Here is a 20,534-nt window from a genome sequence, read left to right on the forward strand (position 1 = left end):
ACGATCCAACTAGCCAATTTAATGATATCCTAGGGAGGTAGGTTTCTTTTGTGTATTAACAAAGTTGGATAATTATGGAAGTTAATGACCTAGGATTTGTTGCCAGCATTCTTTTTGTGCTAGTTCCTGCCGTGTTTCTTCTGATTCTGTATATCCAAACCCAGAGTCGCGAAGGCAAAGAAGGATAAACTCACATTTTGCCAGTTTTTTCCCAATTAAAAAAGCGCCGAGGCTATTAGCCAATAGCGCTTTTTTAGTCATGATTTTAGTTAAAGCATTCCCGTTGCCACCATCTGGCGTTGATAGCCAATATTGGCTTCTTTTAGGCGTTTGACCGCTTCCGCCAAGCGATCGCAATCAGCAATCAGACTAATCCTAACATAGCCTTCTCCTCCCGCCCCAAAAGCATTACCTGGAGTCACCACCACCCCAGTTTGTTGCAGGACTGATAGGGCAAAATCCGTTGAGTTCATACCCACGGGACAGGGAGCCCACAAATACATCGCCGCTTTGGGTTTAGGAATATTCCAGCCTAATTCTCCCAATTCTCGGACTAGAAAATCCCGGCGGGTGCTATACCTATTTTGTACCTCTTCTAAGTAGGAATCTGGCAAATTTAAAGCTGTTTCTGCCGCCGATTGTAAAGCCGAAAATAAACCATAATCTAAGTTTGTTTTCAGAGTTCTTAATCCCTGAATTACTCGCGAATTTCCCACCACAAAACCTACCCGCCAACCCGCCATATTATAGGTTTTTGACATGGTATGGAACTCTACCCCAATCTCTTTACCTCCCGGAATTTCTAGTAAGCTAGTCGGTTGATAACCATCAAAAGCTAGTTCCGCATAACAGAGGTCATGAACCAATAGAATTTGATGTTTGTGGGCGAAAGCCACCAAATCCTCAAAAAACTCCCTGGGGGCGGTTGCACCTGTGGGATTATTAGGATAATTAAAATAGAGAATTTTGGCGCGATCAGCAATATGATCCGGGATATCTGCTAAGTCTATAATCCAATCATTTTCTGGTTTCAGGCGAATTTTGTAAACATCCCCCCCAGAAATTAACGGACCCCGAAAATGGGCGGGATAAGCCGGATCTGGCGATAAAACCACATCTTGAGGGTTGACATAGGCTAAGGCTAAATGGGTGAGACCTTCTTTAGACCCTAATAGGGGTAAGGCTTCACTATTGGGGTCTAGGTTAACTCCATAGCGACGGTGATACCAACGAGTAATGGCCGCGCGGAAACTAGCAGTCCCTTCAAAGGGTGGATAGCCATGATTGGCTGAATTTCGCAAGGCGGCGATCGCCGCTTCTACTACAGGTTCAGGAGTCGGTCCGTCCGGGTTTCCCATACCCAAATCAATTAAATCAAGGCCTTGTTCACGGGCATGGGCTTTTAATTCATCTAATCGCGCAAATACATAGGGGGGAAGCTGTTTAACCCGATCTGCTGGGGTAATCCAATCTAAATTCATGTTGATTTCTGGTTGTTAACTTAAAAGTCAGTCGAGGGAATAGGGGGCGGTTTGACAGGTGAGTTTATAGTGCAATTTATTTTGATTAGTGATTAATTGCCCCAGACCTGAAGACAGATTAAACCGCCCATAGTTAACCTTTAACTCTTAGTTGCGCCCACAGGTACAGTAGTAGAAACCATGGCTGCCATTAATGATTCTGGGCAAACTTTAAAGGGTAGTCGGTGAATGTCAGACTTTTCACCACAGGCAATTTCTGCCCCATGCCTTAACTCGGCTAAGGTAATATTTCCTAACCCCAAATCCGCCAAAGTTTGGGGTAAGTGGATATCGCTATAAAACTTCAACAGTTGCCCTCTAGCAGAAGCTGCTAGTTGATTTCCTTGCAACATTTCTTCTAGGCGCAACTGTACTAAAATGCCATAGGCGACTTTTTCTCCGTGAAGGGTCTTGTGGGTGGCAGATAGGTGAGTTAAACCATTATGGACGGCATGGGCCGCTACAGTCCGACACTGCGCCCCCCCTAAACCACCGATCGCCCCAGCCAGTAAAACTGTGGCATCAACCACTTCTCGCCAGGTTTGGCTTCCGGGTTCATTGAGGGCTGCTACGGATTTTTGAAACAAAATGTCCCGCAGGACTCTCGCCTGTTGCACTGCTGCCACAATCAGGGTTTCTTCTGAATGTCCGCTACTGACTGACGCTTCATACCATTTGGCGATCGCATCTCCAATACCAGCAATTAAAGTCCGCATTGGCGCTGTTTGAATCAGGCTATAGTCCAGGATTAGCAAATCAGGACACTTGGCTAACCCTACATCATACAAGAATGCTCCCTCATTTGTATAGATATTTGATAGGGCAGTCCAGGCGGCGCAGGTCGCCCCAGAGGTGGGAATAGTTATAATGGGTACTCTCGTCCTATAAGCTAGGAGTTTGGCAAGATCTAAAGCCTTTCCGCCGCCAACTCCGATCACCAAGTCCCCTTGATGGTCCGCGCCAATTTGTTGGAGTTTCTCTAAACTGCTTTCGCTACAGTCGGGGGTATAGTTAGCCCAATTAGCCTTGAGTTGATGGGTTTCTATAATCGGTTGTAAATGGGGTTGAATTAATTTTAGGGTGCGATCGCCTCCCACTATTACCGGACGACTACCAAAGGCGGCGATCGCCTCTCCCGCCTCCGCCAGTCTGTCAACTCCTCGAATTACCTGGGCTGGGGCAATACTTAATGCCGGAGTTGGGCTGATATAAGTGGTTTTGGTCAATAGGGGAGAGGATAAAGGTTCCATACAGGCCCTCGCAAAATTCGTTAAGTCGCTAATTCTAGCCGATTTTACTCATAACTGGGAAGATCTCATCCCATTAATTTTGATTTTACATACATTGGGCTAAAACTTCCACCGTTTGCTCTCCGGTTTTCTGCCAGGAAAATTCTTGACATCTACTGAGTCCTTTTTGTCTAAGTTGTCCCGCCATTTGTGGATCGCTGATTAGGGTTTTCATGGCGGCGCTGATCTCTTCTACTTCATAGGGATTTATCAGTAGGGCTGCCTCTCCAGCTACTTCCGGCAATGATGCTAAATTTGACGTGATTACAGGGGTTCCACAGGCCATAGCTTCTAACACCGGAAACCCGAAACCTTCCCATAAACTTGGGAAAACTAAGGCGATCGCCTGATTAATTATTGACGGTAATTCCCCCGCTGCCACATAGTCTAAAAATTTTACCTGTTCCCTTAGTCCCAATTCTTTTACCTGTTGTTTTAATAGGGGTGTATAGGTGCTGTCACTCGGCCCCGCTAACCACAGTTCATAATCTTTCGGTAATTCGGAAAATGCTGTAATTAGCCTCGGTAGATTTTTATAATGATCATGGCGACCAATATACAAAAAGTAGTTTTGCGTCGGTAAATCTAAAAATTGAAACCTCTGGCGATCGTACCCTAATAAAATTGGAGTGATTTTCCTGGCACTAATTCCTAACATCTCCACTAAACTATTCCCCGTCGCTTCCGAATTGCAAACAATATGTTCCGCTTGTTTTAGCACCGCCGGAACATAGGATTTAAAATAAGCTGTTAATCGCGACCCTCGCTTCGGAAATTTTAGCGGAATTAAATCATGAGCCATTACTATTGACCTACAACCTGTATATAAAGGCGCTTCTGGTAGGGGTGAAAATAACAACGTAGCGCCTGATTTTTTATAGATTAATGGTAACTTAAATTGAGTCCAAATTAATCGCCTCAAATGTCCCTTTGTACCATGGTCAGGTGTCATATTATTCGGAATTTTCTGGCATTCATAACCACCTATATCATCAGCAGTTAGCAATAAAGGCTCTAGGGGTTTCAACCAGGGTATAAGATTAGAAGCATATACTGATATACCTGTGGCTTTCGGTATTAAAACTGATAGATTAATTGCTAACTTACCCTTCAATTATCATCTCCTCAATAAATCTATATAAATAGTAATTATCGCCTGGCTTAATATCCCCATATTCCATAACTTACTCCTTGAGGATATATTCATTTATGTCAATATTCCATCAAGAGCCGATAACTTTTACTTTGGATGTGGACATAAATTTTTCCTGCCACTATTTCCCATTCTCTTATAATAGGTCAATAAAGGGAGTTTGTCAATAGGTAATTATGGGTATTTAGTCAAAAGCGATCGCACTTCATAACCAGATATATCTGAGGTTAAATGAATATTTTATATGGATTCGATGAAGTCCATTAAATTGTCATAATTTCTATCAACAACCTAGCCATTTGTGGCTGTATGCTTGACAAAAACCAGTTTTTGTGAAAAAATATCATACACATGGTATCGTGGCTGTTTTTTTGAGAATTTTAGGCTATAAGTGAGACCTAAGCCATTTTTAGCCTCTGGAGTTAAGTTAAATCTTGTGGGTAACGATTCCCAATTGTTGTAAATGCTGACCGAGTTTAGATGGTGTCTGAGAGGGTTGGCTATCCTCTACAGAAACCGATGCTGATGTGTCTGACGGTAACTCTTCTGGGAGAGGAATCCAATGACCACGGCTATCATACCAACGCAGCCAAAAGCGCTTTAAGCCTTGGTATTCTCCAGACCACAAGCCGAGACCCAAATCTAATCCAGGAAACCAAAACTGATTGTTGTTTAACTCCTGTTTCTGATAGCGATCGCCTAACAGCTTAAACAACTGTAAACTATTGGTAGTATAGTCAAAAATCACATAGAAAGGAATCCCCAGAATTTGCTCATAAACCTCCCAAGCTGTAGGTTGTTGAGGTGATGATGGTTGTTTGGCTGATTCATCTCGGCTAGGGAGAAACTCCATAACCATTGCTGGTCGTCGTCCTTCCTGCCAGGTATAATAGCCTTGTTTCCGAGGTAAATCAACTAGAGACTCAGATAAACCAACTACCGCAAACCAATCGGGATATTCGCACCAGGTGGGGTTTAATGGGTCATAATAGAGACTCATATTATTAGCCATCAAAATCCGATCTCTCGAATATTGAGGAGGTGCAAAAGTGAAGCAAAATAATTCCGACTGTAGCTGATGATAGCTGTGATTATCTCCGGGCTGTTTACACTTGTTGATATCCATAATAACTAACCACTATTTACTGCAAATTATTTTATCCCAAAACCCTATATTTTACATAGTCTACAACTCCCATTAATTTAGCTAAACTAGCCTGATGATAACGGGGAAAAGTGATTAGGGAAACCACAGTAATCCGTAGTATTCGATACCAGCAAGCCGAACTTTTAGCGTGTTTTTCTAAACTCAGCAGATAGCTATAGATACTATGTTTGAGTTTCAGATGAGGATTTCTCCCAGTAATCGATGAGGGATGGTGAATTACCCCAATGTGGGGAGTCATCCCAATTTGATGTCCGAGTTTACTATAACGCAAACACAGGTCAAAATCTTCGTAATATAAAAAATAATCTTCATCAAACTGAGGACAGTTTCCGAATTTTTTGAGATTCATTAACAAGCTACAAGCGGTAACCCAGGTAGTGGGGATACAATCAGAGACCGATGCGGGGAGATGCTGTTGCTGGACAATCAAGCCAGTTTCCTGTATAAATTCTCCTCCCCCAAACCAAACCCGTCCATCAGGTTGATAAACTAATGTTCCCAAAATTGAGAATTGGGGATTTTTCCTCAAGACCGCTAAAATTTGGTTAGGGGTATCTTCTGGAATGACAACATCAGGATTAACTAGCCACACCCAAGCATTGTTGTCTCGCTGATAAACCCACTGTAACCCCAAATTACAGGCGCGACCAAATCCTAAATTGTGGGAAGCATCTAAAATAATGACTTGTTTGGTGTGTAGTTTCCAGATGCTTTTATCTTGGGGGGAGTTGTTGACAATAATAATCTGATGGTCAAGACTTGAACTATTAGCGATAGATTGAATGAGTGTCTCAATCAAATCAGTAGAGTGATAATTAACAACTATCCAATAAATCACAAAAGCTGGTTTTAGATATAATCATAATTTGGGTTTATAGAAATAACCCCAGGGTAGCCATAATTAAGTAAGTTGAAAACAGCATATATATGTCGGCACATATTCCCATTCTTATATAGTAAGTCAAGTCGGATAATTTGTCAATAGTAAGGATGAAAAAAAGATGGTAGGAACAATGGGGAAATTGCTCCTACAGAGAGAAGGGAAGAGATGAACAGATTAGGAAAATCCCATCAAGTCAATTCCACCTGAGAATCATCCCCCAACATAAACCGTAAAGCCTTGGGTCTTTGTGGTGCGGTAGTCAATTGAGCGCGGCGACCAATTAGAGTATCAACAATGCGGTGATTAATATTAATAATTTTCGCCTCGGATAAAATCACACTATGCTCAATTTCAGCATCAATCAAATTGACAGCATCAGCAATACTGGTATAAGGACCAATAAAACTATTTTCCAGGTGACAATTTTCGCCAATTATGACGGGACCCCTAATAGTACAGTTAATCAACTTAGTTCCCCGACCAATTTTAACCCGTCCAATAATCTGACTTTGGGGGTCAACATCTCCTTCAACATTATAGGTAGAACGTTCATCCAAAATAATCTGATTAGCACTGAGTAAATCATCTTTTTTACCCGTATCTAACCACCAACCTTCGAGGGTACAAGCATCGACTTGCTTATCAGTGTTGATTAGTTGTTGAATAGCATCAGTAATTTCCAACTCTCCCCTAGCGGAAGGCTGAATATTAGCTATAGCCTCATGAATAGTATTATCAAAGAAATAAACCCCGACCAAGGCTAAATTTGAGGGAGGATTTTGGGGTTTTTCTACCAACTGTAATACCCGACCATTATCACCGACAACGGCGACACCGAAAGAGGTGGGATTTTCGACGGGTCGCAGCAAAATCAAACCATCAAGCTGCTTTTGTTTAAACTGTTCCAAAAAGGGAGATAGGGGATTTTGAATTAGGTTATCTCCCAAGTACATAATAAAGGGAGAATTACCCAAAAAAGGCTGGGCAATTTTTACGGCATGAGCTAGACCAGCGGGGGTATCTTGCAAAATATAAGTAATTTTTGCGCCAAATCGATCGCCTTTACCTGTCAAACTTTTAACTTCTTCGCCAGTTTCAGGACTAATAATAATGCCAATATCGGTAATTCCCGCCGCGACAATTCCTTCAATTCCGTACCATAAAATAGGTTTATTAGCGACGGGAACGAGTTGTTTTGCACCAGTATAAGTGAGGGGTCTTAGTCGAGTTCCTTTACCACCAGAAAGAATTAATGCTTTCATGAAAATTCACCTAATTAGGACTGTTTTAGAAAAGTTTTTAACAGGCTAGAAGCCTGTTTTAGTGATGTTTTAGCCTTGGTTAACTAGGGTTGTGAGCATAGTTCGGAGTCCAGACCGCCACTGAGGAGGATGATTTCCCAGGAGGGTGGCTAACTTTTTACCATTCAAAACCGAATAAGCCGGACGACGCGCGGGAGTAGGATATTCAGCGGTTGTAATGGGAATAACCTGTTGAATTTTCAGAGGTAAACCCAATAATTTAGCTTCCTCAAAAATAGCGATCGCAAAATCATACCAACTGGTAACACCACTATTAGTATAATGATAGATACCAGATGTTTCTGAATTTAATTGGGGAATTAACCGGACAATTGCGGTAGCTAAATCTCCTGTCCAAGTGGGAGTCCCCACCTGATCCATGACGACTTTCAACTCTTCTCGTTCCCCACCTAAACGCAGCATAGTTTTGACAAAGTTTCCGGTTCCTCCTGCGCCATAAACCCAGGCGGTGCGAATAATGGCATAATTCGCATCAGTGGCTAAAATGGCTTGTTCTCCGGCTAATTTTGATGCACCATACTGTCCTAATGGGTTAGTGGGGTCGGTTTCGACATAGGGATGACTTTGGGTTCCATCAAAGACATAATCGGTGGAGACGTGAATTAATTTAGCATTAATCCGCTGGCTTTCGGCGGCTAAAATACCGGGTGCTATGCCATTAATAGCGGTGGCTAAATCGGTTTCTGTTTCGGCTTTATCAACGGCTGTATAGGCGGCAGCATTAACGACTATATGAGGTTGAATCTCTGCCATTAATGATGAGATAGCATCAGGTTTAGCTAAATCTAGGGTATCTCGTCCGACGGCGAAAACCTCACCCAGGGGAGTGAGTAAAGGTTGTAATTCTGAGCCTAATTGTCCGTTTTTTCCGGTTAGTAAAATACGCATTATTCAAAAAGCTCTGCATTGGTCAAAGTGTTGCCATTTTTATCTTTTTCAGATAACTTAGGTTCTAGGGATTCTAGGGGCCATTCAATGGCGATATCTGGGTCATTCCAGAGAAGCGATCGCTCATACTGTGGTGCATAATAATCAGTGGTTTTATAGAGAACCTCAGCTACAGGAGAAGTTACTAAAAAACCATGAGCAAATCCGGGAGGAATCCACAATTGTTGCTTATTTTCAGCACTCAGATAATAGCCTACCCACTGACCAAAAGTTGGGGAACTTTTCCGAATATCTACTGCTACATCAAAAACTTCTCCTAGGACTACCCTAAGTAGTTTACCTTGGGTTTGTTGAATTTGATAATGGAGACCCCGCAACACTCCTTGACTAGACCGAGAATGATTGTCTTGTACAAAGTCTGTGGTTACACCTGTTTTTTCGGTAAATACTTTCTGGTTAAAACTTTCAAAGAAAAAACCGCGATCGTCTCCAAAAACTTTGGGTTCTACCAGGAAAACATCAGGAATTTTCGTGGGAATAACGTTCATTTGACAGTTCCGCAAAATGGCATCAATATCTAGTTTACTATATGGGGGGATATAAAATCATCAAAGTTGAGTAATTTGCACAATTACCTTTCCATTGAGGCGGACAAATTGATGTTTATCTGGGTCATAAACCCAAGCCTTGATTTGTGTTTCTCCGGGTGGTAGAGATTCGGGGGGGAGGGTGGTTGTCCATCTTGATTGTTGGTAGCGATCGCTTTGGAGAATATCGGCTAAGTCAGGACTGTATAAGTTCACATAAGCACTAGCAAAAAATAGCTGTTGGTCGTCTTTAGATAAAAATACTAATTGTGGTTGTTGGTCTCGGTCTGGTAAAATTGCCCAACCTCTGAGAGTTAAGGATTCTGATGATTGAATGACTTGGGGGGAATTAGTATTTATTGGAAAGTCAATATAACCATAGTTTAACTCAGGATTATCGGTGAATTTAAGTGGGTCAGCGAAATTTCTAAAGCCGATATTTTGGAGAGATTCGACACCTTCTTGAATCCACCAAGTCGATCTACTGAGGGGGAGCAAACAACGTTGAGGGGAGTTTTGAAAAAAGGTTGATTGTGAGTCCAAATAGGGAAATAAATATAGACAAGTTTGCGCGGTTTGGCTATAAAATAAATTGGTCTGAACTCTGGCGATCGCATTTCCTGAACTCACCCAAACTAAACAGCATAAAACCCCACAAATAAAGCTATAAATTAAAGTAGGAATAGGCAAGTTAAAACTAGGATATTTCTCAGAAATCCACTGAATACTGAGATAAACTATGGCAATTAGTAATAATGTGCTATGGCTAGTATAGCGAACGGCTGTTAGCGGGTAGTTAGCGCCCAAATCAACTCTTCCCCAGCTCATTAATAGAGATGTTAATAGGGAAAATATTCCCAAAGAAATCCAGGGACTAGCATCTAAAAAAGTTTGAAATTTCCAGTATTTTCCGCTATGATAGTATAGTAAATACAGGAAAAATATCAGAATTACCAACCCCAATAACCAGGAGATTTGGGGAGATTGAACTATGGGTGCAGCCAGAACATTTAACCAGAAATGAATAAAGGTATAAACTCGCTCCCAACCGGAGAGGGTAATAGATAATGGTTCCCGTTGATAACCAATGGCATATAATCCACAGGATAGCAAAAAGAGGAGTAACCAAATAAGCGATCGCTTTCTTTGCTGTGTAGCATTTCCTGGTAGAGAAATTAGGGAAGGGATAACCGCCAACCAGGACACCAAACCTTGGGCGGAGGAAAAACTAGCGATCGCACATAAACCAGCAGCTATCAAGAACTTATAGTGATGATTTAAGGGACTTGGCATGAAGATTAACACCGCGAAAATCAGGCAAAAATTAATCAAAAAAATGGGGATTTGAAACCCCCAAAGCCATTCTTGATTGAGTGAAAAAAACAGGATACAGGTGAGCAAATTAGCCAGATGAAAGAGATAAATATGAGTTACCCCATTCGCCAAAACTGATAATTTATATAACCCCAAAAACGAGATAATTGCCAGACCCAGACTAAAATATAATTCGGCTTTAATATTCCATTGGGAGAGGAAACCCAGACCGATAAAAATCAGTCTAGGAAAGAGAATTCTATGGGTGTTATGGAGAGCAAACAAATCAGCAAAGGTTAAGTTCCCGGTAGCGGTCTTTTCAAATAAACCGGGTAAAACCCACTGGTCAAAGGAAGGCACATCAACAGCAAAGTACCCCACAAAAGCGATCGCACATAGTACAGGAAGGAGATAACAAATCCACAATCCAGGATGAAATTCAAGTAGCGATCGCCGAGGGGTATCAAACATTTAAAGTCAATTAGGCTTATCTCAAGTCAGTGATACTTTCAAACTTACCTGTGAGTCGGCTAAACAGCATTTGCAGAACCGTGCGGCTACCGATATTAACCTTAGTATTGACTGCCATACCAGACTGCAATTTAATCTGAATTTCCTGTCCTGGTATATCTTCATTGAGCATAAAATATTGTCTTTCCAACTTAATATTTGCCCTAAAGGAAAAGAATGGGCGACCTTCTTCTGGAGGAATAGCATTTTGGCTAATCCATATCAACTCACCCGGAACCGTGCCAAACTCATTAGAAGGGAAGGCATCAATATTAACTTCCACCCCAATACACTGCTCATCAGCAATGCCAATTTCCTCTCGTGCCGCCGCCGAAGTAGGACAGATGCAGTCTTTTTCCACCTGACACTCAATCACCTCTCCTGCCACTTCCTTACCATCAAAAGGAGTCAACAACTCCCGTTTCATCCGCAGAGCATTTAACACCAGTGCCATATCACTGTTATTGATATGAACCTCTGCTTTTAAGCCTTGATCATCATCTAAAATCGTGACCAGAGGTTGAGTTTGTTGAGCCTCAAAATAGGCTTCATCACAACGGGAAGGCATAGGATCGCCAGGCCGGAGAATGGAATTGATGACATAGGAGCAAATCTCATCCTGATTCATATCCAAAGCAGCATTAGATTTAGTCGAAGGCTCCAATTCAAAGATAATCCCCGAAGCAGGTGCTCTCAAAACCTGAGTATTTCTCTGTTCCTGCAACTTTTCAATTTGAGACTTAATGTCAGAGATTCTTTTTTCATTCTCCAATCGTGAGCGGCTGAGTTGAGAATCAGAGCTGGCAATTTGTTTATGATTTTCTTGAATACGATTGTAGATATCTCTAGCCCAGGAATCCTTAGTATTTTGCAACTCTTCCTGAGCGCGGGAGATGGAAGCCAGAGTGCGCTGTTCTTCATTTTCCAGGCGTTGAATTTCTGCCCGTTGCTCTTGAATCTCCCGACGGCGCTGGTTAATTTCACCTTGGCGCTGTTCAATTCTATCTTGTTGTCCGATGACTTCATTTTGACTTCTGAGTATTTCCTGTTCCCGCTGTTTGCGTTGCAGGTCAGACATAGCCCCTTGCTCAACCAACGGAGAAATCTGAGCTAAAATCGACTCATTAACACTCAGGAGTTCCTCCGACTTAGATAACTGATTGCCAGCCAAGTTCAACTGCTGTTCCGAATAAGTCAATTGATTTTGTGTATATTCGAGCTTTTCGGTGGCAGCACGCAAAGAATCTCGATTTTGCTGAAGCTGTCTTTCCAGTTCTATAATTTTCAGTTGGCCGGTAGCAACTCTTGATTGATATTCAGCGCGATAGTTAGCCACTAAACCAGCCATAGCCGGGCTAAAACTCATAGCAGTTCCTCGGCCATGGTAAAGTTCGTCCACCAAGGATTGTAGAGTTTGATTTTCTTGACTGCGAGCTTCTCTGTCTCTGATCAAATCTGCTAACTGTGGGGGTAAGTTAGTAGTAATTTGATTATTAACAATGCTCTCATAGAACTCGTTTTCCTTTTCTAGGGTAGCTCGCAAAGTTTCAACCGCGCGCAGATCAGCGCTAGGATTAGTGGGGCTAAAAGTAAGTATAGGCTGATTTCTTTCGACCCGATCGCCATTTTCCACGTGCAAGCGGACCACCGCGCCAGTAGTTGGGGCTTGAATTTCCCTAGCTCCCGATGTCAGGGCCAATTGTCCCATAGCTGGAACCGTTTGCTCAATATTAGCAAAATAAGCCCAAATGACCGATGTGGTGCTTACTAGCATAATCATCCACAGAAACAAGTGGGAGAGGAGGCCAGGTTTTTCTAGGATGACCGGTTGTTCAGAAATAGATGCTGATTTCATAAGTCCTGTTATCTGTTGTTCAATACCAATAGAAAATGCTTAAAAACTCGACTCCTCTACCACCAATGACGTTGACCGCCTTACTGTTGTGCCTCTTGTTGTTGATACAGGCAATAGTAACGTCCTTTGATAGCCATTAACTCATCATGGGTTCCTTGTTCTACAATGGAGCCTTGATCCATCATAATGATAGCATCCGCATTTTTGATAGCGCTGAGGCGGTGGGTAATAAAGAACACGGTGCGATCATGAAATTCTTGACTGAGATTTTGACTAACTAAGCGTTCTGACTGATAATCGAGGGCGCTAGTTGCCTCATCAAGAATCAATAGCCTTGGCTTTTGTAGAACCGTGCGGGCGATCGCAATCCGTTGTCGCTGTCCACCAGAGAGACCGGAACCACGCTCACCCACCACCGTATTGTACCCATTAGGTAAACCCATAATAAACTCATGGGCATCAGCCACCTTAGCTGCTCGGATAATTTCATCGGTACTAGCTTCTGGGTTAGTGAGGGCGATATTTTCCTGTACTGTCCCACTAAATAGCAAAGTATCCTGAAGCACCACCCCAATTTGACGACGGAGGGAATATAGTTCCACCTTATTGATATCGTAATTATCAATTTTAATCCGGCCCGACATAGGTGGATAGAGACGTTCGAGGAGTTTCATCAACGTACTTTTACCGGAACCACTCAACCCCACAATTGCCACAAAGGAGCCGGCCGGGAATTCTAAATTAATATTTGCCAATTGCAAAGGGCCACTGGGTCCAAAACGGAAAGATACCTCTTCAAAGATAACAGAGCCATCAATTTCCGGCATGGGGATATTATTGCGATCGGCTTCGTCAGCTTCAGGAGCCGTATCTAAGACATCTCGCAGACGTTCTACAGACATTCCCACCTCTTGGAAACTTTGCCACACACTGACAAAGCGCAACAGAGATCCGGTCACGTTTCCAGCAATAATTCGGAAGGCAATCAATCCCCCGATAGTCAGTTCATTATTAATCACCAAATAGGCCCCTACCCACAACAGAGCCAAGGCTGAAAGTTTATTCAAAAACCCACTAATGGAGTTAGCCGCGGTCTGGGTGAGAATAGTTTTGAAACTAGAGCTCATATAACGGGCATAGCGTCCCTGCCATTCCCAGCGGGAGGTCAACTCAATATTTTGAGCCTTCACGGTTTGCATACCGTTAAGCACCTCCACCAGATAGGCTTGGGAGTGACCGTACAACTCAGCTTTTCTCCTGAGTAGTCTTTGGATAATGGGGGAGTTGATGATAATAATCAGAGCAAACAGGGGTAGGGGTGCTAAAGCCACTAGAGCCATAGTCACATTCAGATAGAACATGACCGCCACATAAACCACGGAGAAAACCGCGTCCAACACTACGGTTAAGGCTGTACCTGTGAGGAAGTTACGGATATTACTGAGTTCCCCCACCCGTGCCATCAAGTCTCCGACCTTGCGGTTATCGAAATAGTTGAGAGGTAGGCGTAATAGGTGGTCAATTACTTCGGAACTGAGTTTAACATCGAGTCGGTTGGTGGTGTCAACAAACAGATATGTTCGCAGCGCAGACAGCAAGGCTTCAAATAGAGCTACCCCCAACATCAAAAATGCCAAAATATTGAGAGCGTCAATGTTGCGCTGTCCCATCACCTTATCGATGATGATCATGGTCAGCAGGGGGTTCACCAAGCCGAAGAGTTGCACAAAGAAGGAGGAGAGCAGGACTTCTACAAATACTCCCCGGTGTTCCATAATGGCTGGAACAAACCACCAGAAGCTGAACTGTTCCTGCTGGTCGCCTTTGGTTTCTTGGAGTAGGAGAACTTGACAGGCTTCTCCGTAAACTTCCACAAACTGGCCAGGGCGCATCTTTACTACCCCTTCTTCGGGGGATGCCATGATCAGTTGTTTTTCACTGATGCTATAAATGATCGCAAAGCTATTGCGCCACGGGATCATCGCGGGAGCCTTCAGTCGGCATAAGGCTTTGGAGGGGACTTGCACTAACTGGGCGGTAATTCCCATCATTTGAGCGATCGCACCACAGGCTTGCAGGGTTAGAGAACCCGCCGTTTCTAGCTGACCTTCAATGATGCGCCTAATTAGTTCTTTGCGGAAATTTACCCGAAAATGCTTACTCAACATATTGAAGCAAGCTAAGGGAGCGTCAACAGTACCCCGTCCCCGCACTAGGGGGAATCTTTGAATTTGTTGGGACGAGTCTAGTTCTGGCTCTGGCGGGGTTTCTGGCGCGGGGATAACATTGGGTAATAATGCTTTTAACCCGTCTTTTGAGGTGTCTTCTTCTGATACTACTTCCGTCCGCGTCGGTGCTGTTCGCAAACCTACCAGTCGCGCTCCCCTCGGTCCTTCGACTTTCAGGCTTTTACCCAAGGTTTCTAAATTGATGCCATTTCCGATAGAATAATCTCCCACCACTCCGCTACTGACTAACCAGAGACGATTGGCATCTAGTCTGAATTTTAGATCAGAGCCTTTGGTTTGACCGTTTAGCAGGTTGACGACGATCGCATCTGGCCAATATTCTTTGGTCATTTCTTTGATGTTACCGCCGGAGTTCGCCACCTGTTGCAGGTTTTGGCTCAGTAATTCAAATACTTCTGATATGGCTGCATGGTCCCGAAATGCCTCCGCAAACTGGGGTTCTTTCTCCATTAGTTTCATAAAGACCGCCGCCGGGATGCTTATACAAATCATCTCTGTCGAAGCGATCACTGTTTCGCAGGGAACTCCCCTTAGCAAACCAGCCCATCCCAGGATTTCTTTGGCTCCTAGTAGTTGTAAGCTGGTATGGCGTTGGCTTCTGGAGTCGTATGCTAACAGTCGAGCTTGTCCCTGGTAAATTACTGCTACCTGGGTGGGGAGTTTGTCTCGCTCAAAAATTGGTTGTCCTGTCCGGTAGCTTAATAACTGACATTGCGGTAATATGTCTCGTAGCCCCTTTTCGCTAATGCGATCGAAGGGGCTAATTTCCAGCAGAAATTCCTGGATCTGTAGGTTGGAAACGGCAGATGTGGTCATGATACGGAAGACACCTCAGTATGCAGGGGTTCAAGACAGCCAACTTTGGCTATTTCCTCTCGGAGCCAAGTCTCAAATAGTTCGTCAATTAAATGACGGCGCATGGACTCATCGAGTTGGGCTGGGATAAATTTTTCTAGTCTAATAATTACCATCCATTCTGATAAAGGACGCGGGGGCCACAGTTGCCCCGGTTGACTTACTGCTAACAGTTTACTAATTGCCGGGTGGGGTTGAGCTAAGGACACTGGCCCCATGATTCCCCCAGTTCGGGATTCTGGCCCATCTGAGTATTCCCGTGCGGCTTCGGAAAATTCTTGCTCTCCTTCGGATATGCGAAAATACAATTCGTGGGCTAGTCCGGGATTTTTGGTCCTGATTAAAGAATACACTACATGATCTAAGCTACTTTTCCTGGTGATAAAGTGGCTTTCTACTTTGTTAGTCCACCGTTCACGCTTGAATTTTTCTATTTTAATCGGACGCTCGGCGATCGCCTGAGCTTCCTCTAAGGTTAGTTTATTTAAGTTTAACCAGGCTTTTTGAGCTTCTGGAGAGGTCAGTTGGTGTTGGGCTGCAAATTTTTCCAGCGCCGCCGCTGCTTCCTCTTCTGTACAGGTAATGTCGGCGATCGCTTCGTCTAAAATTACCTCCCGCACAAATTGCACCATCATCTGATAGTGCTTTAGTCGCGAGGGGATCTCCTCTGCCTTAATAATAGTCTCTCCGACTTTGTACACTCCGGTCATTGCTCTCTCCCACTGACTGGGGCTTCCCCCTGAGCCTTTATCGCTTCACTACCCTAGGGCAATGATTGTGTTTACGCAAGTTTTTCATATTATGCACCGATGATAACAGACCTTTTGCCGCTCCTGTCCTGACGAAGCAAAACAAGTTTCGGTTCCGCCTGCCATACCACTGGCTTCCCTAAATTATTGCCTAATATATTCTATATGTTGCATCATCAGACTATATTCACACTCTCCCTTATATACCATTCCCAATCTGTAGCGATCGCGTCAGGAACATTAATTGACTCCACAACATTTCAACATTTTTTTATTTTTGCTATTGACAAATTCTGTGTTTTGTGATACAGCTTACACTTAGTCAGGGTGGTAAGTCCATACCCCGTTATGGCCATTAACCCCAAAACTCGTGACGCGCCAGCCATAATTGGCGCAGTGGCTAGGCGGGGGACACTGGCTGACCGACCCAGCACTAGGTAACCATAGCATACCTGGAAACTCCTTATATATCTGGCTTTGCTAGTGATTCGTGTTTCGGGTTAACTCCCTCCAAGTCTCAGTGATATGGGCTATTAGCGGAAATTTGCATAAAACACGACCATTTTACCTTCCTATATTGTACAAAATTTAATGATAATGTCAAGTCCCTAAAAAATAAAGTTTTCTGACAATAGGATAAAAGGCGCTTTTCGGGAATTGAACTAATCACAATTAACCGGGAATTGGCGATTAATTTAAGGCGTTGTAAAGCAGACTTACGGGATAATTGGCGGTCAAAATTAGGGAGTGTGGTGGCGACCATAAAAAACCCAAACCGCGTGGCGATCGCTCAATATTTCACTGATATCTTGATTAAGGTTCATCAAAGGTCGTTCATCCCATAATTCTAAAGCAATTTTAGCCACATAAACCCAGAGACTGACTTGGGAAGGTGATTCGTCAATATGGCGTTTTAAGTATTTCCATACTCCGCGAGTAAAATTCACATAATCACCCCTATCTTTGTCATCAGTAAAGTGGTAACTAGGGGAGAAAATGAATTTCAGAAAATCCTCAAATAAATAATTAGGAATCACCGCATTATGATAATTTATCCCCAATTGATAAGCCGGCTTATATAGCATAGCAGCCAACCAAGATTGACAACCATTTTGAACAGAAAACCCCTGAGAAACCCGGATTTTTAATGATTCGACAAACTCAGATTCGCTGGGGGTCAATGTCAACTCACGGATACCACTATTAAGGATAATTTTATGCACTTTTCCTTGAACACCATCAGATAATTTTTGCAAGGAAGCAGCCTCAGATTTAAGCCAGAGCATAGCCGTCAGTTTTCGCAGGAGTCGAAGGTGTTGCTGGGTAGGTTGATGATGGGGGTTATGACGATATTGATTAACCAATTCTTCGGCTAAGTTTAGATAATCTTGGGGAGACTTAGACAACAGTTGATAAAAGATATATTCTTTGATATTTAACCCCAAAAACCGATAGTCAGGGTCAATAATCATTTTCCGATATAGTCGGCTATAGTCTCGGATATTCTCACCAGCGATAATATTGAGTTGAGTTTGTTGTTGGCGATGAATTCGCAGGGTAGATAAGGCTTTATCAACAAAGGCTATTTGATAATCTGCCATAATTCTAAACCACATATCTGCATCTAATAATTGATGTAGGTCGGGGTCAAAGCCTCCTAATTGAGCAAAGACATTACGCCGAATTAAAACAGTTGTCGGTTCGCCGATTTTATTTAACCGACCTCGGAAGCATTTAGGGTCTGATAATAATTGGGAACCGGGTTGAATGGTTTTTAAGTTTGACCAGTCTTGATGCAGGTTTTGGGTTCCTTTGTAGGCGGCTTGACATTGGGGATGAGTCTGGGAATTATCATCAAGGATAATATGGCGGCGGGAGAAAACTAAACCAATTTCTGGGTTGGCTTCAGCCATAGCCACGAGTTGTTCTATACAGTTGGGTTCAAGGGTATCATCTTGGAATAGGAATTTAACATATTTTCCTTGAGCTTGGGAAATACAGAAATTGAGGTTATCAACTAAACCATAGTTAATATGGGTGAGGATACGAAAAGGGATAGGTGATGAGACTTGCAAAGATTTGGCGATCGCTATAGTATCATCTATGGAACCATCATCGGCTAGGATGATTTCACAATTACTATAGGTCTGGTTTAAGGCGCTGAGAATTGCTTCTCTAATAAAGGTTTCGCCGTTGTAGGTGGGAATGCAAATACTGACCAAGGGAGGAGTTGTCGTTTCCGGTGACAATTCCATAATGGGAACTGAACGTATATCAGTAAAGTTTTGGGTAGCATTGTGAATAATTTGCAGGCGAGACAAAATGCGATCGCCGATAGTTTGAGGACTTAATTGGGTTCTGATATCGGTAGCTGCTTGCTGACCAATTTGATGAGCAGCTTCTGGGTAGTTAACCACATATTGCATTAACTCAGCTGCCTGTTTAATATTGGGGGCAGCCCACACATTCCCCGGTCGATAGGGTCCGTCTGTTTGGTCAATTAAAACTCGCCGATATTTGACCAAAAAACTATTGGCTAAATTCATAAATTCCGTATTGGAAGAATAGCCAGTAGCTATGACGGGTTTACCATAAAACATAGCTTCCGCCATGGTTAAACCAAAACCCTCGGAACGATGTAGGGAAATATAACAATCACAGTTATAAACTAAACCATTAATTTGTTCCCGTGATAAATAGCCATCAATAATTTGAATGGCTGGACAATTAGCGATCGCTTGAAAAAGGTGATTTCTTTCTTTGGGGAAACGATCAGAGTTAGAACACTTTAAGATTAACACCACATTAGTAGGATGATTTCCGAAAGCGGTTTTAAAGGCTTCTACTACTGCCAAGGGATTTTTGCGTGCTATGCGGCTATAGAAATCAAACATAAATAAAAAGATAAACTTGTCGGGGGGAATTGATAAATTTTCCCGACTTAAATTTACCTCTGGCAGTGACACGGTAGGCATCATTTTAATTACGGGAATTGGCGACACCCGCCGAATAGCAGAGACACAATAATCACTATAAGTCCAGATTTCGTGAAATAGAGAAAATGCCTTAACCCACTCTGGGGGAAACTCTGGTAATTCCCACGCCCAGAAACCGATATTATATCGATTTTTAAAATAGTCAGCACCGACAAGTTGAGCAAATCTCAACACATCATTAGCATTAATTTGAATTAAGTTTATGGGATAAGGATGTGCGGAAGTAAAATTGTCAAAGCTATGATCTTGTTTCCGGTGAGGACTCCCGGTAAAGTTATTAATTGCCACATTTAAGTTAACCGCTTCCATAGCCCTCAAGGTGGCGCGTACTCCTTCACCAATGCCAAATTCTCCATTAACAAAGCCAGCGACATTAACACCTAATTCGGGAGTTATAACTTCCGGTTTTTGGGAAGATGCGACTGTTTCTAAATTGGCTAAAGTTTGGCTATAACTACGGGAAAACCACAATAATCTTCGTAACTCAGCGGCGTTATATTGAGCGATTTCGGTAAACTCTTCTGGTGGGATAGCCTTCTCGGTTAATAAGTGCAAGGATGAACCGTTAGAGTAAATATTCAAGCCGAAGTTTTGGGCGATTATTTGTAATGATTGGGGTGTGTAAATAGCTATATGCTGTCCTTCCTGGGGTGCATAATACCACCACTGACCAGGGTGGGGATTATGGGGGGGGATAAGTTCGGTTGAGAAGAGAATATTTTTAGATAATTTCAGGATCTTGTTGATTTCATCTAGGGGGTTAGCGAAATGTTCAAATACTTCAAAGGCGGTGATGAGTTCATAGGGGTTGTCTGGGTTTAAATTGGCTTCTAACCCGGTGGCTAAAAAATTGGGACAGAAGCTATCATACCAGTCAAATTTAAAGCGGATATCTCGCATGAGGCGGACTAATAAACCATAACCGCCACCATAGTCGAGAAATTGATTATCGGGATTAAAAAATTTGGTGATGATTTGGCTGGTTAGTTGCGCTAACATGAGATTACGGAAAACTAAACCATCGTCGCTGTTAGCAATGGGGTGCTTATAGGCTTCTGGCAACCAGTAGGGATTTTCGGTTTGCACAAATCCGCAATTCTGACATTGAAAATAGTTAACATTATATCTGTTCAAAACTATGGTTTTACCGAAGGGTATCGTAGCGGAGTCACAAATTTTACACTGCATAATTTACC

At 42.9% G+C, this 20,534-nt stretch carries 15 protein-coding genes; 1 reads left to right on the top strand and 14 read right to left on the bottom strand.

The window, feature by feature from the left end; translation table 11 throughout:
• Positions 1 to 74 precede the first annotated feature (74 nt).
• Positions 75 to 188 carry a photosystem II reaction center protein PsbM gene (psbM, locus tag HFV01_RS16955; RefSeq protein ID WP_006620360.1) on the top strand — a complete coding sequence of 38 codons (114 nt, stop codon included), beginning with the start codon at positions 75 to 77 and terminating at the stop codon, positions 186 to 188.
• An 81-nt stretch (positions 189 to 269) separates the two neighbouring features.
• Here the strand turns inward: psbM and HFV01_RS16960 are convergent, their stop codons facing one another.
• The 14 genes from HFV01_RS16960 to HFV01_RS17025 all read right to left on the bottom strand — a co-directional run bounded on the left by HFV01_RS16960 (position 270) and on the right by HFV01_RS17025 (position 20,526).
• Entirely contained in the window at positions 270 to 1,481 is a 1,212-nt protein-coding gene (locus HFV01_RS16960; RefSeq protein WP_006620362.1) for an aspartate aminotransferase, read from the bottom strand.
• A gap of 140 nt (positions 1,482 to 1,621) precedes the next feature.
• Complete coding sequence (locus HFV01_RS16965) at positions 1,622 to 2,770, bottom strand: iron-containing alcohol dehydrogenase family protein (RefSeq protein WP_006620363.1); 1,149 nt, start codon at positions 2,768 to 2,770, stop codon at positions 1,622 to 1,624.
• Between the two features lie 85 nt (positions 2,771 to 2,855).
• A complete protein-coding gene (locus HFV01_RS16970; RefSeq protein WP_006620364.1) occupies positions 2,856 to 3,923 on the bottom strand; it encodes a glycosyltransferase family 4 protein in 1,068 nt (355 codons plus the stop codon).
• Between the two features lie 466 nt (positions 3,924 to 4,389).
• Entirely contained in the window at positions 4,390 to 5,088 is a 699-nt protein-coding gene (locus HFV01_RS16975; protein ID WP_193520234.1) for a Uma2 family endonuclease, read from the bottom strand.
• A gap of 31 nt (positions 5,089 to 5,119) precedes the next feature.
• Positions 5,120 to 5,968 (bottom strand): glycosyltransferase family 2 protein, encoded by an 849-nt coding sequence (locus tag HFV01_RS16980; protein WP_193520235.1) that lies wholly within the window; start codon positions 5,966 to 5,968, stop codon positions 5,120 to 5,122.
• 233 nt (positions 5,969 to 6,201) lie between these two features.
• A complete protein-coding gene (locus HFV01_RS16985; RefSeq protein ID WP_006669749.1) occupies positions 6,202 to 7,275 on the bottom strand; it encodes a glucose-1-phosphate thymidylyltransferase in 1,074 nt (357 codons plus the stop codon).
• Positions 7,276 to 7,344: 69 nt separating this feature from the next.
• Positions 7,345 to 8,223 (bottom strand): dTDP-4-dehydrorhamnose reductase, encoded by an 879-nt coding sequence (gene rfbD, locus HFV01_RS16990; RefSeq protein WP_006669750.1) that lies wholly within the window; start codon positions 8,221 to 8,223, stop codon positions 7,345 to 7,347.
• Positions 8,223 to 8,771 (bottom strand): dTDP-4-dehydrorhamnose 3,5-epimerase, encoded by a 549-nt coding sequence (gene rfbC / locus HFV01_RS16995; protein WP_006669751.1) that lies wholly within the window; start codon positions 8,769 to 8,771, stop codon positions 8,223 to 8,225. The genes rfbD and rfbC overlap by 1 nt, the downstream gene beginning before the upstream one ends.
• A gap of 60 nt (positions 8,772 to 8,831) precedes the next feature.
• Positions 8,832 to 10,595 (bottom strand): hypothetical protein, encoded by a 1,764-nt coding sequence (locus HFV01_RS17000; protein WP_187758173.1) that lies wholly within the window; start codon positions 10,593 to 10,595, stop codon positions 8,832 to 8,834.
• Positions 10,596 to 10,611: 16 nt separating this feature from the next.
• Complete coding sequence (locus HFV01_RS17005) at positions 10,612 to 12,489, bottom strand: HlyD family secretion protein (protein WP_193520236.1); 1,878 nt, start codon at positions 12,487 to 12,489, stop codon at positions 10,612 to 10,614.
• An 80-nt stretch (positions 12,490 to 12,569) separates the two neighbouring features.
• Positions 12,570 to 15,554: an ABC transporter transmembrane domain-containing protein gene (locus HFV01_RS17010; RefSeq protein ID WP_193520237.1), complete on the bottom strand. Its 2,985-nt coding sequence runs from the start codon at positions 15,552 to 15,554 to the stop codon at positions 12,570 to 12,572.
• Complete coding sequence (locus HFV01_RS17015; RefSeq protein WP_193520238.1) at positions 15,551 to 16,303, bottom strand: peptidylprolyl isomerase; 753 nt, start codon at positions 16,301 to 16,303, stop codon at positions 15,551 to 15,553. Before HFV01_RS17015 ends, HFV01_RS17010 begins: the two co-directional genes overlap by 4 nt.
• Positions 16,304 to 16,859: 556 nt before the next feature.
• A complete protein-coding gene (locus tag HFV01_RS17020; protein WP_006620374.1) occupies positions 16,860 to 17,105 on the bottom strand; it encodes a hypothetical protein in 246 nt (81 codons plus the stop codon).
• A complete protein-coding gene (locus tag HFV01_RS17025) occupies positions 17,083 to 20,526 on the bottom strand; it encodes a glycosyltransferase (RefSeq protein ID WP_193520239.1) in 3,444 nt (1,147 codons plus the stop codon). Before HFV01_RS17025 ends, HFV01_RS17020 begins: the two co-directional genes overlap by 23 nt.
• Between the last annotated feature and the right edge of the window lie 8 nt (positions 20,527 to 20,534).

It is taken from the genome of Limnospira fusiformis SAG 85.79 (genome assembly GCF_012516315.1).
In the GTDB taxonomy this organism is placed as follows: Bacteria; Cyanobacteriota; Cyanobacteriia; order Cyanobacteriales; family Microcoleaceae; genus Limnospira; species Limnospira fusiformis.

What these genes read in the sequence shown, in the direction of transcription:
- psbM (WP_006620360.1), top strand. Translation starts at nt 75, where the DNA reads ATGGAAGTTAATGACCTAGGATTTGTTGCCAGCATTCTTTTTGTGCTA.
- HFV01_RS16960 (WP_006620362.1), bottom strand. Translation starts at nt 1,481, where the DNA reads ATGAATTTAGATTGGATTACCCCAGCAGATCGGGTTAAACAGCTTCCC.
- HFV01_RS16965 (WP_006620363.1), bottom strand. Translation starts at nt 2,770, where the DNA reads ATGGAACCTTTATCCTCTCCCCTATTGACCAAAACCACTTATATCAGC.
- HFV01_RS16975 (WP_193520234.1), bottom strand. Translation starts at nt 5,088, where the DNA reads ATGGATATCAACAAGTGTAAACAGCCCGGAGATAATCACAGCTATCAT.
- HFV01_RS16985 (WP_006669749.1), bottom strand. Translation starts at nt 7,275, where the DNA reads ATGAAAGCATTAATTCTTTCTGGTGGTAAAGGAACTCGACTAAGACCC.
- rfbD (WP_006669750.1), bottom strand. Translation starts at nt 8,223, where the DNA reads ATGCGTATTTTACTAACCGGAAAAAACGGACAATTAGGCTCAGAATTA.
- rfbC (WP_006669751.1), bottom strand. Translation starts at nt 8,771, where the DNA reads ATGAACGTTATTCCCACGAAAATTCCTGATGTTTTCCTGGTAGAACCC.
- HFV01_RS17000 (WP_187758173.1), bottom strand. Translation starts at nt 10,595, where the DNA reads ATGTTTGATACCCCTCGGCGATCGCTACTTGAATTTCATCCTGGATTG.
- HFV01_RS17005 (WP_193520236.1), bottom strand. Translation starts at nt 12,489, where the DNA reads ATGAAATCAGCATCTATTTCTGAACAACCGGTCATCCTAGAAAAACCT.
- HFV01_RS17010 (WP_193520237.1), bottom strand. Translation starts at nt 15,554, where the DNA reads ATGACCACATCTGCCGTTTCCAACCTACAGATCCAGGAATTTCTGCTG.
- HFV01_RS17015 (WP_193520238.1), bottom strand. Translation starts at nt 16,303, where the DNA reads ATGACCGGAGTGTACAAAGTCGGAGAGACTATTATTAAGGCAGAGGAG.
- HFV01_RS17020 (WP_006620374.1), bottom strand. Translation starts at nt 17,105, where the DNA reads ATGGTCGCCACCACACTCCCTAATTTTGACCGCCAATTATCCCGTAAG.
- HFV01_RS17025 (WP_193520239.1), bottom strand. Translation starts at nt 20,526, where the DNA reads ATGCAGTGTAAAATTTGTGACTCCGCTACGATACCCTTCGGTAAAACC.